This window comes from Candidatus Rokuibacteriota bacterium (genome assembly GCA_016209385.1).
GTDB lineage: Bacteria > Methylomirabilota > Methylomirabilia > Rokubacteriales > CSP1-6 > JACQWB01.
This window is the reverse complement of sequence record JACQWB010000305.1, coordinates 1-14774: the sequence shown is the minus strand read 5'-3', so window position 1 is coordinate 14774 and position 14774 is coordinate 1. Positions and strand designations below refer to the sequence as shown.

Annotated in this window: 10 protein-coding genes; 7 read left to right on the top strand and 3 right to left on the bottom strand. The window is 66.2% G+C overall.

Going from position 1 to position 14774, the window contains the following annotated elements:
- The 4 genes from HY726_23075 to HY726_23060 form a co-directional block, all read left to right on the top strand.
- Positions 1 to 261 (top strand): FG-GAP repeat protein (locus HY726_23075; GenBank protein ID MBI4611884.1); only part of this gene is annotated, 261 nt, incomplete at its 5' end.
- A gap of 225 nt (positions 262 to 486) precedes the next feature.
- On the top strand, positions 487 to 1329 hold the full coding sequence (locus HY726_23070; GenBank protein ID MBI4611883.1) for a class I SAM-dependent methyltransferase: 843 nt from the start codon (positions 487 to 489) through the stop codon (positions 1327 to 1329).
- A 383-nt stretch (positions 1330 to 1712) separates the two neighbouring features.
- On the top strand, positions 1713 to 2969 hold the full coding sequence (locus tag HY726_23065) for a hypothetical protein (GenBank protein ID MBI4611882.1): 1257 nt from the start codon (positions 1713 to 1715) through the stop codon (positions 2967 to 2969).
- Between the two features lie 8 nt (positions 2970 to 2977).
- Entirely contained in the window at positions 2978 to 4120 is a 1143-nt protein-coding gene (locus HY726_23060) for a glycosyltransferase family 2 protein (protein MBI4611881.1), read from the top strand.
- On the opposite strand, the gene HY726_23055 is transcribed toward HY726_23060, so the two are convergent.
- Positions 4077 to 6020, bottom strand: coding sequence for a hypothetical protein (locus HY726_23055; GenBank protein MBI4611880.1), 1944 nt, complete (start codon positions 6018 to 6020; stop codon positions 4077 to 4079). The genes HY726_23060 and HY726_23055 overlap by 44 nt on opposite strands.
- An 89-nt stretch (positions 6021 to 6109) precedes the next feature.
- On the bottom strand, positions 6110 to 8305 hold the full coding sequence (locus HY726_23050; protein ID MBI4611879.1) for a hypothetical protein: 2196 nt from the start codon (positions 8303 to 8305) through the stop codon (positions 6110 to 6112).
- Between the two features lie 457 nt (positions 8306 to 8762).
- Here HY726_23050 and HY726_23045 point away from each other — a divergent pair, with 457 nt between their 5' ends.
- From HY726_23045 to HY726_23035, 3 genes are all read left to right on the top strand, one after another.
- Positions 8763 to 11015, top strand: a complete 2253-nt coding sequence (locus tag HY726_23045) for a hypothetical protein (GenBank protein ID MBI4611878.1) — start codon at positions 8763 to 8765, stop codon at positions 11013 to 11015.
- Entirely contained in the window at positions 11012 to 11851 is an 840-nt protein-coding gene (locus tag HY726_23040; protein MBI4611877.1) for a response regulator transcription factor, read from the top strand. The genes HY726_23045 and HY726_23040 overlap by 4 nt, the downstream gene beginning before the upstream one ends.
- Before the next feature lie 627 nt (positions 11852 to 12478).
- Positions 12479 to 13681 (top strand): response regulator, encoded by a 1203-nt coding sequence (locus tag HY726_23035; protein ID MBI4611876.1) that lies wholly within the window; start codon positions 12479 to 12481, stop codon positions 13679 to 13681.
- Between the two features lie 37 nt (positions 13682 to 13718).
- Here the strand turns inward: HY726_23035 and HY726_23030 are convergent.
- The coding region (locus HY726_23030; protein MBI4611875.1) for an ABC transporter substrate-binding protein at positions 13719 to 14774 on the bottom strand (1056 nt) is incomplete at its 5' end.

The following is a 14774-nucleotide window of genomic DNA, read 5'->3' as shown; positions in this document are numbered from 1 at the left end:
GCCGACATTGCGGTCTACCGGCCCTCGACGGGGGAGTGGTTCATCCTGCGCTCGAGCAGCACCTCGCTCCAGCTGCAGCAGTGGGGGGCCCTGGGTGATACTCCCGTGCCGGCCGACTACGATGGGGATGGCAAGGCCGACGTCGCCATCTACCGCCCTGCCACGGGCGAATGGTTCCTCCTGCGCTCCAGCAGCTCTCCCCAGGTAGTCCAGTGGGGGGCGGCAGGAAATATGCTGCTACCGTTGCGGGGCTGGCCGTAGATCCAGGACTCAGCCCGGAGGGGTCAGGTAGCGCAAACCGAAAGAGGTCCATCGCCTGCACTGGACAAAGAGGGAGATCTTACACGAGAGCAGTCCGTATACCGGCGCGGGGACCGACGGAGCGGATGTCGGTCTTAACGTTTAAGGGGCGGGGGTCGATGGAGCAGACGTCGGCCTGGATCTCGATGCGCTGATCCTGGGCTTGACGCGCTGACGAGGGGTCGCATGACGTGGTCTGAGATCGTTCACGCCGTAGCGGGCGGCAATCTGTGTACCTTGCGATTGGTGGTGGAGCGTCCGGGGAGCGTACGGGAGTATCTGTCCTGCTGTCTTCGCAAGTTCGATGAGTTGCGCGCCTCAGGGTTGCCTCATAGAGATCCGATCGCCTATCTGTGCGAGCAAGGCTGGGGCGCTGTCTTGCCGGTCGATCGGGTTGAGCTGCCGACCCATTTGGATCTCAGCGGGGGAATCAGGCTGGATGAACTGGTCATCCTGGCCACGGCGACACGGGTACTGAGACCGCGAAAGATCTTTGAAATCGGTACGTACACCGGCACCGCGACGAGCGTCCTTATTCTCAACGCTCCTGCGGATGCAGCCGTCGTCACGCTGGATCTGCCGTCAGGCAGCCAGCCTCCGGATGAAGCGATTGACCGGCACGTTTACATTGACAGCGATGTGGATTTGGTCCGGAGGCGCAGACTGGGCGCCTGTCTCCGCGAGCTGCATCTGGAGGGGCGTTACCAGCAGGTGCTGTGCGACTCGCTCCAGTTCGATCCGTCGCCGCACCGCGGCTCGGTGGAATTGGGGTTCATCGATGGGGCGCACGCCTTGCCTTACGTGAGGAACGACACGGTGAAGATGGCGAGCATGCTGGCCGATCGGGGTCTCGTCTTCTGGCACGACTACGGAGGCAAAGGGCGGTTCAGACCCCTCGCCAGGTATCTCGAAACCCTCGCCGAGACCATTGGCATCTATCGTGTGTCTGGGACGACGCTGGCGTGGAGCCCGGCTCCCGAACTGCGGAGGCTGGTTTCGACTGACGGAGCCGGGCGGCGGCCAAGCTAGAGGGGAGAGCGATGGTTGTTAGGGGCGTGCGTGCTGTTTGGGGTTTGGTCTTCTTTGTCGTGCTCTCGGCGATTTCGTCGGCGACCTTTGCCGGGCCAGCCGCGGAACCTGCGAAGCCTGAACTGCCGCGTCTACACGTGGACACAACCCCTGTTCCGGCGACAGGCCGGACCATCCACGTGCCCGCGGGGGGAAATTTCCAAACAGCGCTCAATCGGGCGCAGCCCGGTGACGTGATCACGCTGGAGGCCGGGGCGACGTTCAGGGGGCCGTTCACGCTTCCGAGGAAATCGGGATCGGGCTGGATCATCGTTAGGACGAGCTCGCCGGACAGTAGCCTACCGGCTCCGGGGACGCGGGTTGAGCCGGGCCATGCGAGGGTGATGCCAATGCTCGTGGCGGCATCGGGAGCGGTCATCACGGCCGCGCCGGGAGCGCATCACTACCGGTTCATCGGGGTCGAGATTCGTCCGAGCGACGGCGTCTTCCTCTATAACCTCGTCCTCCTGGGTGCGAGCGAGAGGTCGCTCGAGGACCTGCCGCACCATATCGTCTTCGACCGGTGCTACCTCCACGGCGACCCGAAGAAAGGCACTCGACGCGGGATCGCGATGAACTCACGACACACGGCGGTCATCGACTCTCACCTCTCGGATTTCAAGGAAGTGGGAGCGGACTCTCAGGCGCTTGGCGGCTGGAACGGTCCGGGTCCCTTCAAGATCGTGAACAACTATCTGGAGGCCGCGGGCGAGAACGTGATGTTCGGCGGCGCCGATCCCTCGATCCGCGGTCTGGTCCCCTCGGACATCGAGATCCGGCGGAACCACCTCTTCAAGCCGCTCTCCTGGAAGGTCGGCGGCCCGAGCTACGCGGGCACCCCGTGGACCGTCAAGAACCTCTTCGAGTTGAAGAACGCGCGGCGGGTGCTGGTCGACGGGAACCTCCTGGAGCACAACTGGGTGCACGCCCAGAGCGGCTTTGCGATCCTCTTCACCGTGCGCAACCAGGACGGCGGCGCTCCGTGGTCGGTCGTGGAGGACGTCACGTTCACCAACAACGTGGTCCGTCACACCGCGGCGGGGATCAACATTCTTGGCCGCGACGACATCCACCCGAGCGAGCAGGTCAAGCGCATTCTGATCAAGAACAATCTATTTGAGGACGTCGGGGGAGCCCGGTGGGGGAATGGCGGGCGGCTCTTCCAGCTCCTCGAGGAAACGGAAGATGTCGCCATCACACACAATACCGCCGTTCAGACGGGAAGCATCCTCGCGGTGGACGGCAAACAGCACAGGGGGTTCACGTTCGCCGGTAATATCGCGCTGCACAACGCGTACGGCATCATCGGATCAGGCACCGGTCCCGGCATGGCGACGATCAGGAGATACGCTCCCGATGCGGTCATCACGAACAACGTCATCGTTGGGGGCAGCGCGGCGCTCTACCCACCCGGGAACTTTTTCCCCCGCTCGCTCGATCACGTGGGCTTCGCGGATCTCACGGGCGGCGACTATCGCCTGAATGCCTCCTCCCCGTACCGGAAGGCGGCGCCGGGCGGGAAGGGCCTCGGCGCGGATTTCGACGCGCTGGCTCCCGCGATCTCCCCGACGGCAGGAGGGCCGGCGAGACCGCCGTCCTGAGCCCAGGCGTGGAGCGGGTCCTCTTCTGGCTCTCCGCCCTCTTGCTGGGCTACACCTACCTCGGGTATCCCGCTCTCATCCGGGTGTGGGCCTGGCTCCGGCCCCGGCCGGTGCGCCGGCGGAGGGGCGAACCGGCCGTGAGCGTGTTGATTGCGGCGCATAACGAGGCCGCCAGGATCACGCGCAGGCTCGAAAATCTCCTCTCGCTCAACTATCCCCGAGACCGCCTCGAGATCGTGGTGGGGTCCGATGGCTCCACCGACGGTACGGCCGAACTGGCCCGGAGCTACGAGCATGCCGGGGTGACGGTCATTTCATTCGAGACGCGCCGCGGGAAGCCCGCGGTGCTGAGCGACCTGGTGCCGAAGGCGCGCGGGGAGATCGTGCTTCTGGCCGATGCGCGGCAGGTCTTCGAGCCAGGCAGCCTTCGCGAGCTGGTGGAGCCGTTCGTGGACCCCGGCGTCGGCGCGGTGAGCGGTGAGCTGATGCTGGGTCGAGCGGCGGACGGCCCGGCCGTGGGCGAAGGGGTGGGCGTCTACTGGCGGTACGAGAAATTCATCCGGCGAAACGAGAGCTGCGTGGACTCGACGGTGGGCGCAACAGGCGCCATCTACGCGATCCGCCGGGAGCTGTTCGAGCCGCTCGCCGTGGACACGATCCTGGACGACGTCCTGATCCCGCTGCGGATTGCGCGTCGGGGGTACCGGGTGGTGTTTGAGCCGCGCGCGCGGGCGTGGGACCGGGTCGCGGCGTCAGCCCGGGAAGAGTTCGCGCGGAAGGTTCGCACCCTCTCGGGAAACTTCCAGCTCTTCGCGAGGGAACCCTGGCTCCTGAATCCGTTCCAGAACCGCCTGTGGCTCCAAACCGTTTCCCACAAGGGCCTCCGGCTCCTCACCCCGCTCCTTCAGGTCGTGGCGTTGGGGGCGACCCTGGGGATGGCGGACGGCTTCCTCTACCGCTCGGCGCTGGCGGGGCAGATCGCGTTCTACGCGGCAGCGCTGGCCGGGTATGGGCTCCGGGACGCGAGACGGAAAATCCCGCTCCTGACCGTTCCGTATATTGTCTGTCTCCTGAGCCTGGCCACGGCGGCTGGGTTCTTCAGGTTCATCACGAGGCGCCAGCGCGTGACATGGGAGAAGGGGGAGGCGTGATCGAGCCGGCGATCCCGCGGGCCGCGATGGGGCCGTTGCACTCCTGCACTCGCCGGAGCAAGTGACCATGCTCCGGCGACCACAGGGCTCGTCGGAACCGCGCGGGGTCCCAACGGTCGCTGATCCCGGCAGCGCAGCAGCCGCGGGTCACGTCGGGGCAGCAGCGCTGGCCCTCCGGGCAGCAGCAGCACGTCGAGGCGCAACTGGTGCCTGTCTCTCCTGGGCAGCCGCCGCTCTGGATGCAGCACGTCGCTGCCACGGACACGCCCGCGGGCGGCGCCAGGACCACCTGCCCGGACTGGCGGACGGCGGCGAACGTCAGGTCCCCCGAGCCGAGGCTTAGCTGGGCGTTTCGCATCGCGGCGACGAGTTCGGAGGGGGTGAGACCCGACAGCGCCGGGTCGCCGAGCGCGCGCTCGCCGAAGGCCAGCACGTGGGGGCCCGCGAACGAGGTCCCGCAATGCACGCTGCCGTCCGCGGCCGTGATGCACCCGGGCACCCGAACCACGGCGCGGTCGTTCGCGCGGTTGGAGCCGGCTCTCGGGTCCGTCGCCTCGACGAGGAGCAGGTTACTGTCGAGGACCTCGGGGAACCGGGCGCGGAGGTTTGCCACCCGCGCCGTGAGGTCCACGGAGACATTGCCGAGCGATTTTGTGAGGACGACGTTGCGCCGCACATCGTCCGGGAGCTGGCTGATCGGCCGCAGGACGTTGTTCTCCATGAACTCTTCCCATCGCTGATCGTAGGCCCGACACCCCGGGCAGTTGGCGGGCGTCGCCGGCCCTCGGGAGAGATTCAGGAGGACGGGGTTTCCGGGATTGAAGATCCGGCTGCCTTCGGCGCTCGCGATGATGGCCGCCTGAATGCGGTCCATGGGATCGAGGCGGCGCCCACCCACGGTCAGGACTTGGGTGCTGACCTGGGCGCCGACCGTGCCGCCGTTCGTCGTGATCGTGCGATCCACGAGCGCCCCGTGCCCGAGGGCGGTGTTGAAGTTCGCGTCGATCACGATCGCGCCGCCCCCGGCAGGCACGTTGAGCGGGACCGGCCGGTCCAGGGCGCCCACGTCGAGGAAGACGGGGTCGGCCTCGTCCATCAGGAACCCGTTGGGGAGCGCCTCGAGCACCGCGGAGTCCTGGCGGACCCTGCTAATGAAGGTCGCCTCACCGCCACGGCTGACGCCGGCGAGGTAGTACCCGATCTTCGGGATCTGGGCGAGGACCGTGGCGCCCAGCGCGGCGAGGGTCTGCTTCGCCGCATCGGCCGACGTGCTCGGGGTGAAAAACACCTGCACCTGCTCGGGAAACGCCAGCGTCTGGACCACCGCGCCGGCGCGCGTCGTGAAGGCGACCAGCGCAGGGTCCGGGTAGGGGCCCGTGTAGTTGGTCGCCTGGAAGACCAGGGAGGTGCTCGAAATGCTGGAGAGGGTGAACGTCGCCGTGCCGAGCGCCACCACCTCGCTGGCTTCCACCGCGTTGTCCGCGAGGGCTCCCGGTGTGAGCACGGCGAGAAACCAGATGTAGGTCCCCGCCGGATCGCTGTCCCCCAAGGTCAGCGAGAAGATTGACACTGGGCCGACGGTGAACGGGCTGGCGAGCGAGACGCGCGTGGCGATCGGAGTCCACGCCGAGAGGGTGGAGAGGCTGGCGGTCTGTGTGCCGGCAGAGGTGAAGAGGGTGAGGGTCCCGCTGGGGTTGAGGAGCCCGAAGTAGAGATCCACCGACGAGGGGCCCCCGGAGTTGGTTGCGCTCAGGGAGACGCTGACGGCTTGGCCCGATACCGCGCTGCTCGGCGTCGCGGACAGGGAGAGGGTCAGCGATTCGGCGGGGGTCGTGAGGGGCGGGGTCAGCAGGGAGACCGCCACGAGGAGGATGGACAGCCGCACGAAGCGGCGCCTCATCCTCCCCACGACTGTCCGCAGGGCTCGCTCCGGATCGAGTGGTGCTGGGCTGCCAAGGCCTCGGGCTCTACCGGCCGCTCTGCCATGCTCTAGCGGGCCCTGGCGATCACGGCGTTGGTGATGGTGGCGGAGCGGTTGAAGAGGGCGGTATCGAGGAGGAGCGGGTAGGTGGGCGCGAGGGTGCTCGTGTAGAGGAGGCGGCCGTTCTGGTAGTACTTGACGACGCCCGATTCGAGGGCGACGCGGAAGACATCGCCGGTCGCGAACCAGGTCCCGGCGCGGTAGAGGCCGCTTTCGTGCACCTCGGCGACCCCGGACTGGAGGCGGATGGCGAACTTGATCTCGGCGGCGCTGGTGCCGGGGTTGCTGGTGCTGAGCCCCGCGAAGCGCAGCGCGCTGGTCTCCGACGCGGTGAACTCCACGTACCCATCGCCGGCGGTGATGAGCTGCTGGGAGGTAGCGCCGGCGTCGGGGCAGCCGTCGCAGCCGCTGGTCTTCTGGAGCGAGTTGCCGCTGGCCGTCGCGTTGACGAGACTGGTCCAGACGACGTTTTCCGCTGCCAGACCGCCCGAGCCTGTCGGGCCGCTGGCGCTGGTGTTGGACACGCTGACCGTCACGCCGGGGGAGGTGGCGGTGTTGCCCGCGGCGTCCCGGGCGACAGCCGTGAGGGTGTGGCTGCCATTGGGGGCCGTCGTCGTATCCCACACGATGGCATAGGGGGCCGCGGTGACTTCAGGGCCGAGGTTAGCGCCGTCGAGCTTGAACTGGACCCCGACGACGCCGACGTTATCCGTGGCCGTGGCTGAGACGGTCACGGCGCCGGTGACGGTCGCCCCCGCGGTCGGCCCCGTGATCGAGACCGTGGGGGGGGTGCCGTCGGGGGGGGGGACCAGGAGGTGGGCCGGGACTTTCACCAGGAGCGCGTCGAGCCGGTTCCCTCCCAGGTTGCTCGTCCAGAGGAAGTACTGGCCGGTCACGTCCAGATTGCCCTTGGGCATTTTGGAGTAGAAATCGCCCCCGCCCGGCGCATTGGGATCGGTCATGACCGGGGCGACCACGAGCTCGTCATAGGAGGTATCGAGGCGGAAGCAGACGATCTCGTTTTCCCGGGTCGTCACGGAGTCCAGATTGCTGCCGCAGGCGTACTGCTGCTCCGGGGCCACGCCGGCTTTGCGGTTCTGGTGGGAGACGTGGTTGACTTTGGCGGTGCTCCAGTCGGGGTTGTAATGCACCTCTGGGCCCACGGGCCGCGTCGTGCTGGCCGGGGGGAACTTGATGAGGATCGTCGCGTTCGTCAGCAGGTTCCAGTTATCCGCCCCGACGGCATAGCCGTCGCCCAGGTCCAGGTGCCCGAGGGCCCCGGCGGGGTCGAGGATGAGGGTCTCCGTGCCGGTCTGCAGGTCGACGATGCGGTTGTCGAGGCCGACCGAGCCATCGAGGATGAGGAGCCAGCGGCCGCTCTTATCGAGGTTGCACTCGTTGAAGTTCGTCGTGAGGCGGGGGAACCAGAGGAACTCGCGCGTGGGCTCGCGATAGACGAGGCAGCCGAGCATCTCGTAGGTGCTGCCGTCGCGCAGGGTGGCGGAATGGACCGTGTCGTCGTCGCTGGAGTGGAACTGCCAGAGGTAGCGGTTGGGGCCGAACAGGTCCGGGCGGGTGGCGACGTCGAAGACCGTCTCGAAGGTGCGGGTGGTCACGTCGTAGCGGAGGAGGGAGGAGGTGACGGGGAGGTTGACGTAGAGCTTGGTCGGCTGGGTCGCGCTGAAATACCAGCCTTCGCCGCTGGCCCAGGTGAAGCGACTCGAGGAATCAAAGAGGGGCCCGAGGTTCGTCACCTGGTCGGTGGCCTTGTTGTAGCTGAAGAGGGTGGACCCGGGGCCGCCGCGGGCCCGGTCCAGGCCGAGGAAGATGAGCAGGGTGTCGCTGCCGGCGTGGTTATTGATGTTGCGCCAGTAGGAGTAGCCGACGTAGTTGACGCAGTCGGTCCCGCCGCAGTCCGTGTCGTTGGTGAGCCGGATGCCTTCGGTGTGATACGGGGCGGGGAAGGTGAACTTGCCTCGCGCAGGGACGAAGGCCTGGATTTGGGCTGGGGTCAATCTGGGCCGGGTGGAGTTGCTGAAGGATTTCTCGACGAAGCCGCCCGGGAAGGATTGAGCGGAGATCGATCCCGGGAACAGGGTGATCGAGAGGGCGACTGCAAGTAGGAGACCGACCGCCGCAGTCAGCGTTCGGATCGGTGTGAACATGGTCGGGCTGGCCGGATTTTTTGAGCCGCGTGATGTCATGGTGCCTCCCTTTTCGCTCGCCGATGGAGACCGAAGATGCTCTCAGTAGACTGGGAAAGGGAGGGGATGAGATTCGTCAATTTGTGAGGGACTTCCTGCAGGGAGGCGCGGGCGCTGAGGGGAAGCCCTCATCCGCTGAGGGAAGTCTTCACTGCGGCCGGTCGCGGGGCTTCGTACGGCGGCTGTCGCGAAATGCGCCGGGCTGGCGCCAGCGGGCCGTCGGAAGAGAATGCGCAGGAACCACGGGGCCGGCGCGTGGGCTCCAAGGGCAGGCACAAAGTTCCGGTGGTACAATTCTTCCGTACGGCTGAGCTGGCACCCTCGCCGGGGATATGGCGGTCCGTTTCCCCAATGCCTACTGCACACCGCGGTTCGTCGGTTGATACTTCCCTCCCTGCGCGTGAGGTTCCGATTCGAAGGCGCGCCCCCGTAGAGACTCTGTGAGGTAGGAGGAGCTGTGGCGAGCGACCCAAAAACGTTCCGGGAGTCTCTTCTCCGGCTGAACCTTGAGCTCCTGCGCGCGGAACCCGCTGAAACGGCGGCGAAGATCGCCTCAGCCAGGGAAGTTCTGCTGTCGCTCCTGGAGGCGAACCAGCAGCCGACCATCGAGGCGCTCGAGGACCTGCTGGTCCAACTGCAGTTGAGTTTTCGTGATCCGCTGGTGGAGGTCGCCTTCGACACAGCCGGTGACTGTCCGGCCCTGGTGTCCCTGGCTGCTGATGTGGTCCGAACGGAGGCGGAACTATTGCGAGGTCGGACGCGAGCGCTCGAGGCACGATTGATGAGGTCGTCTCACAGCGGCGTCACAGGCTGGGGGGGTCTCGACCTCGAGGAGGTGCTGCGATTCTTCAACGAGGTCCTCGATAGCTGGGAGAGGGAGTTGGAAAGCAGTAGCGAGCGGGATAATCGGTTGTGGGCGCAATTCGAACGTGCTATCGGACGGCTCGGGGAGGTCGTCGGGTCCTGCCTGAATGCGATGAGGCATGACCGCGCGGCGATGGATGCTCACGGTTCGTTCCTGGCAGCGTGTCGGAACGTGCTGGCGTTGATCCGTGACGTCGTGAGGAGATTCGCCTCCGGCGCGACCTCCCGAGGGCTGACGCGGAGTGTTCTGAGGCTCTTGCAGGCCAACACCCCGCTCCCTGCGTGGCATCCTGCCGCGGCCGGACTGGTCGAGCGGAGGCGCGTGTTGCACGCGAACAAGGAGTTCCCCCTCGGCGGGGACAATGGGGGGTGGTCCGGTGGCGGGGCCATGCCTTCCTTGTCACACGATGCGAAAGCGCGTCTCGCGCTGGCCCTTGATAAGGCCATCGAGATGCTTCTCGGGATGCTGAGTCGGGCATGGGAGCGGCCGGCGGGCACGCGGCCCGCGCGGAGCGAGCGGCCGAAGACATGGCGCTCCACCTCCGACGCATCGCTTCTCGAATCCGTTCTTCTGGATCCCGGACAGGCTCCCAAAGTGCGAGCGATGGCCGCAGCGCTGCTTCGGGTCCTGACGTATGCCGTATCTCCGAGTCCGCTGTCGCCTCGCACGGCACTGTATTGCGACTTATTCCTCATCCCCTACGAGTGGACGCCGAGGCCGGGTAAATTCGATCTCCACCGTCGCGCAGTGAGTCTCGCGTCCGGAGAGGAGATCGATGTGCTGGTGAGCGCGCTGGAGGACGCGTCGGATTACCTGCGGCGGAACGCCGCCGTCGCGTGCTATAGCGCGGCCCAGGACCATCCGGAGTGGTTTCGGCGGAAGCATTACGCCCGACTGTTGCCCGTGTTGCGTGACCCGCACCATGGGATTCGGGCGGCCATGCGGGGGACGTTTCAGAGGTTGGGGCGATTTCGGAATCACGAGATCAGCCGCATCATCCACGACGTGGCGACGGGGCTTGAGGACGCGTCGAACGGCGGTGAGGACAAGTCGGATGCGCGGAAGGACCTGGAGCTGGCGGTGGATGTGACGCTGGATCGGTTTTGGGAGGACCTGGAGAAACTCGAGCAAGAGGTTCAACGGCTGGAGGCGCGGCGCCGCCAGTTGCTCGCGCACATTGAGCAGCAGGAGGTGCGTATCGGGGAGGAGATTCACCACGAGGTTCTCAATACGCGATGCGCCTACCTGGCGACAGCGATCGACGAGAGCGATTACGCCGAGGCCCAAACGCAGCTCGACGCGTTGGTCAGGGACCTGCGGCGGATCATGAACAATCACTACCCGAGCGACCTCGAAACGGAAGGGTTCCTCGCGACGATCCGCCGACGCCTGGAGGATGCGGGGATGCGGATGCGGCGCTACGACCGGGCCGCGGTCGTCGAGTTCGACTGCCCCTCGGAGGTGACGGACGCGGTGATCGTGCGGAGCCTGCGCGAGCCGGCCCATATCGTGCTCCTGTACCGGATCGTCCTGGAGGCGGTGATCAACGCGCGAAAGCACGCGCGCGGCACGAGGATCGCCGTCGTGGTCCGCTCACCTCGGCCCGGGGCGGTTGAGATCGCGGTGCGGGATAACGGCCGTGGCGACGGCGGCCCGTTTGTGGAGAGTCGTGGGACCGGTTTGATGTTTCGCCGCGCCGAGGAAATCGGAGCCGAGCTCGCGTACCGACGGACCTCCCCCGAGGGGGGCACGACCGTCGTCATTCGCGTGATGCGGGAGCCCGGTGGTCAGACCGGCGCCGGGGAAGGCGGAGGGGACCAACCGATGCCGGGTTCGGACGAATGACACAGCGGGTGCGGACGGACGACGAACCCCTCAGGGTATTGGTGGCTGACGACTCGCAGGACGCCATCGCCCAGATCGGTTTGTGGATCCGCGAACGGTGGCCGTCGGCGGAGCTGTTCAGTGCCTTGACACCCGAGGAGGCGATCAAGACCGCGGTGCAGGAGCGAATCGAAAACCTGGTGCTCGACCTTGACTTCGGTGCCCAGAAGAACTCTGGCGTGGTGATCGCGCGGAGGGTCCTCGAGGCAAGGTGGGACGATAAGGACATCCGGACGCGCATCCTCTTTCGAACGGTCCACGCCCACGACGCGGGATACCTCCATCAGGTGGAAAAGCTGATCGCTGAAGAGCGGTACAGGCCCGCCGCCTGGGGCCTGCTGGACAAGGGATCGGTGCCGAAGCGACTGGTGCAAAACTGCGTGGAGCAAGTGTTTATTTACGAGGTGTCCTTCACCGAGATATTCAACCAGCAGTTGAAAAACTCGCCGTCGCGGGAGCTGAGCGACGTGGAATTTACCGTCCTGATTTATGTGTGCCTGGGAGTGACGAATGACGGGATCGCATGGCTCCTCGGGACATCGCGGCAGAGCGTGGAGCGGATCGTGAGCGGCTTGTATCGGAAGCTGGGCATCCCGTCGCGACACGAGGCCTGGCGGGGCGTGCCCACGCTGCTTGAGAGCCGGACGCGGGTCTACTGGGAGGCGGTCACGCGCGGCCTGGTGAATCCGCATCTGCTGCGGGAGGAAGAAGCGGCGCTCCGGGAGGTCATCAAAGGCCGTCTCCCGCCGTCCGACCGCCTGTACGTGAACCCGGAGTGGCTCCAGGCCGAGACGTAGGCTCGTCCGTCCGCCGCGATCGAAAACCCGAAGGGGTTAGCGCAAACCCGCGCTAACCCCTTCGGGCGTTTTCGCCCGTCTGCCGGCGCCTGACCTGGCGGGCCGGCAGTCGCCTCCCGCCTTCGCGCCGTTACGCCTTGTCCAGCCAGACCGCGTGCATGTTGATGAGGTTGGCCGGGATCATCTGGAAGTTCTCCAACCCTTTGGGGCTCCAGCTACGGTTTTTGTAGCTTGTCTCTGAAACCCTTGTCGAACCTTGGGGCCCATCTGCGCGAATTTCATTGTCGAATGGGCCATGTCCGAACTTCCAAACGGCTGGCCTGGCTATTGCAGCGCGATGCGGCATATCAATTCGATCCGCGAAAAACGTCCTTGATGCGGCAGCATATGGTCCCCGAACTGCCAAGGCGGGAGCGGCCGGGCGTCGACGCGATCAGGCCCGGTCGAAGTAAGGCGGTCAGACATCAACTCCTTTCCCGCGCGGCTGTCCTGGCGCTAGCTATGGCGGATCCAAACCCGGAGACCCTCGGGCTCCTGCCGGCCCGAGCGCAGGCGATTCCCGTCCTCGACGCCAGGTAGGTCAGCTTGGCCTGTGCTTAGAGGGCCTGAGGCTTCCGGGGAACAGTGATGCTCGACTCGCGCGATGCCCAGCAGATCGAGACGGCGGAGACGGTTCGCCGCATGGCCGCAGGGGTCTTCCACAGCCTGAACAACCTCTTCGCGACCCTGCTCACGCACAGCAGTCTCCTCCTCCTTTCTTTGGAAAGGGGTCGGTGGACGCCGGCGGAGCTCACCGAAGGGCTCCAGATCATCGCGCGTCACGTGACGCGAGGGAGCGAAATCCTCAGGCGCCTGCGCGCGCTCACGGGTGCGCGCGCGGAACAGCCGGTCACGCGTGTGGAGGTAAATGGCGTCATCCGGGAGGTCGTAGCGCTGACCGACTCCCTGATTCGTCAGGCCCGGACGCGGTCGGTGCCCATCGAGGTCCGCCTGGATCTGGAGGAGGTCCCGCCGGTGGTGGGCCGGCCTTCCGAGCTAGTCGAGGTGCTCGTCAATCTTATCGTCAACGCTATTGAGGCGATGCCGGAGGGAGGGATCCTGACGCTCGAGAGCACGCTCGACGGGAACGACGTCCTGCTCAGGGTCGCCGATACGGGAGTCGGAATCGCCGACGAGATCAAGGCCCAGCTGTTCACACCATTTTTCACGACCAAGGCAGGCGGTACTGGCCTTGGGCTCAGCGTGTCACGGGAGATCGTGCGCCGTCACGGGGGCGACCTTCTGGCTGACAGCATAGAGGGTGAAGGGAGCCACTTCACCATTCGGCTCCCAGCCGCTACGGGCAGCCCGGGGAAGACGGTGGTGCCGCCTCCGGGATGGCGTGTCCTTGTTGTGGACGATGACCGTTTCTTCCGGGAGGTCCTGGTCGAGGTGCTCGCGACCGCCGGCTACGAGGTCAAGGGCGCCGCTGGGGGGCAGGAGGCCCTCGCCTGCCTTAAGCGCGAACCCTACGATCTCGTCCTCGCTGACATCGTGATGCCGGATATAACCGGCTGGGAAGTGGCCCGGGCCGCCCGCGCCCACGATCCCACCACGGTGGTGATTCTCTTCAGCGCTCGGAGCATCCGACCCGAAGACCCCTCGCTGCGCGAGATCGGGGCGAACGCGTTTCTGGAGAAACCCTTCCGCGTGCCGGAGCTGATCGGAGCCGTGCGGGCCGCGCTGGCAAACCGAAGGGAGACGGACTGCCCGACTATGGCCGGGCCGAAGGGGTTAGCGCAAACCCGCGCTAACCCCTTCGGGCGTTTTCGCCCGCCTTCCGGCGCCTGACCTGGCGGGCCGGCACTCGCCTCCCGCCTTCGCGCCGTTACGCCTTGTCCAGCCAGACCGCGTGCATGTTGATGAGGTTGGCCGGGATCATCTGGAAGTTCTTCACATACTTGTGGAAGACCTTCTGCTCGTTGACGTGGAGCATGATGGCCACGGGCGCGTCCTCGATGATCAGGCGGACAGCCTCCTCGTAGAAGCGCTTGCGCTTCTTCTGGTCGGCCTCGGACCGCGCCGCCTCGACCATCCGGTCGAAGTCCTTGTTCACCCAGCGGCCGGCGTTCCACGTCTCCCCGGAGTGGAGCTCCGGGTACAGGGTCTCGTCCGGGTCCAGGTCGGCGTCCCACTGGATCTGCACCAGGTCCCACTGCCGCTCCTGAAGCCAGCGACGGCGGAAGGTGGGGGAGTCGGCGAGCTGGATGTTCACCTTGATGCCGATCTTGGCGAGCTGGGCCTGGAGGACCTCGGCCTGCCGGGGACCGTAGCCGGCGTTGTTGCTCAGGAGCATGACTTCGGCCCCGTTGGGGTAGCGCGACTGCCTGACCAGGGCCCTGGCCTGCTCCAGGTCGTAGTACTGGCCGTTCTTGCCGGTCTCGAAGGCCGGATCGTAGAACGGGCCCATGGGGGGAGAGATGGGGCCGTGGGCGACGATCCCCTCGTCGAACTCCACGCGCTTGAGGATCTCCTTGCGGTCGATGGCGAAGGCGACCGCCTTGCGGAGGTTCTTGTCGCTGAACGGCTCTTTGGCGATGTTCATGTGCAGGCACCGCCAGTTCCCGCCGACCGCCGTAAAGACGTTGAGCTTCGGGTCGCGCCGCAGGTCGGCGACGAACTGGGGATGCACGAAGTTGACCCCGTCCACCTCGCCGGTCTTGAGCGCGGCGACCAGCGTCGAGGGCTCGATGATGAACTTCAGGAGCACTTTGTCGAGGTAGGGGAGCCGGTTCCCCGCTGAATCGGTCTCCCAGTAGTTCGGGTTCCGCTCCAGGAGGATGTAGTCGGCTTCCTTCCACTCGACGAACTTGAACGGCCCGGTGCCCACGGGATGCCGCCCGTAGGCTTTCCCGCGCTCCTTGACTGCCCGCGGGTTGAGGAT

Excerpts from the sequence above, each read along its gene's own strand:
- HY726_23070 (MBI4611883.1), top strand. The coding sequence starts at position 487 with ATGACGTGGTCTGAGATCGTTCACGCCGTAGCGGGCGGCAATCTGTGT.
- HY726_23065 (MBI4611882.1), top strand. The coding sequence starts at position 1,713 with ATGCCAATGCTCGTGGCGGCATCGGGAGCGGTCATCACGGCCGCGCCG.
- HY726_23055 (MBI4611880.1), bottom strand. The coding sequence starts at position 6,020 with ATGAGGCGCCGCTTCGTGCGGCTGTCCATCCTCCTCGTGGCGGTCTCC.
- HY726_23050 (MBI4611879.1), bottom strand. The coding sequence starts at position 8,305 with ATGACATCACGCGGCTCAAAAAATCCGGCCAGCCCGACCATGTTCACA.
- HY726_23040 (MBI4611877.1), top strand. The coding sequence starts at position 11,012 with ATGACACAGCGGGTGCGGACGGACGACGAACCCCTCAGGGTATTGGTG.
- HY726_23035 (MBI4611876.1), top strand. The coding sequence starts at position 12,479 with ATGCTCGACTCGCGCGATGCCCAGCAGATCGAGACGGCGGAGACGGTT.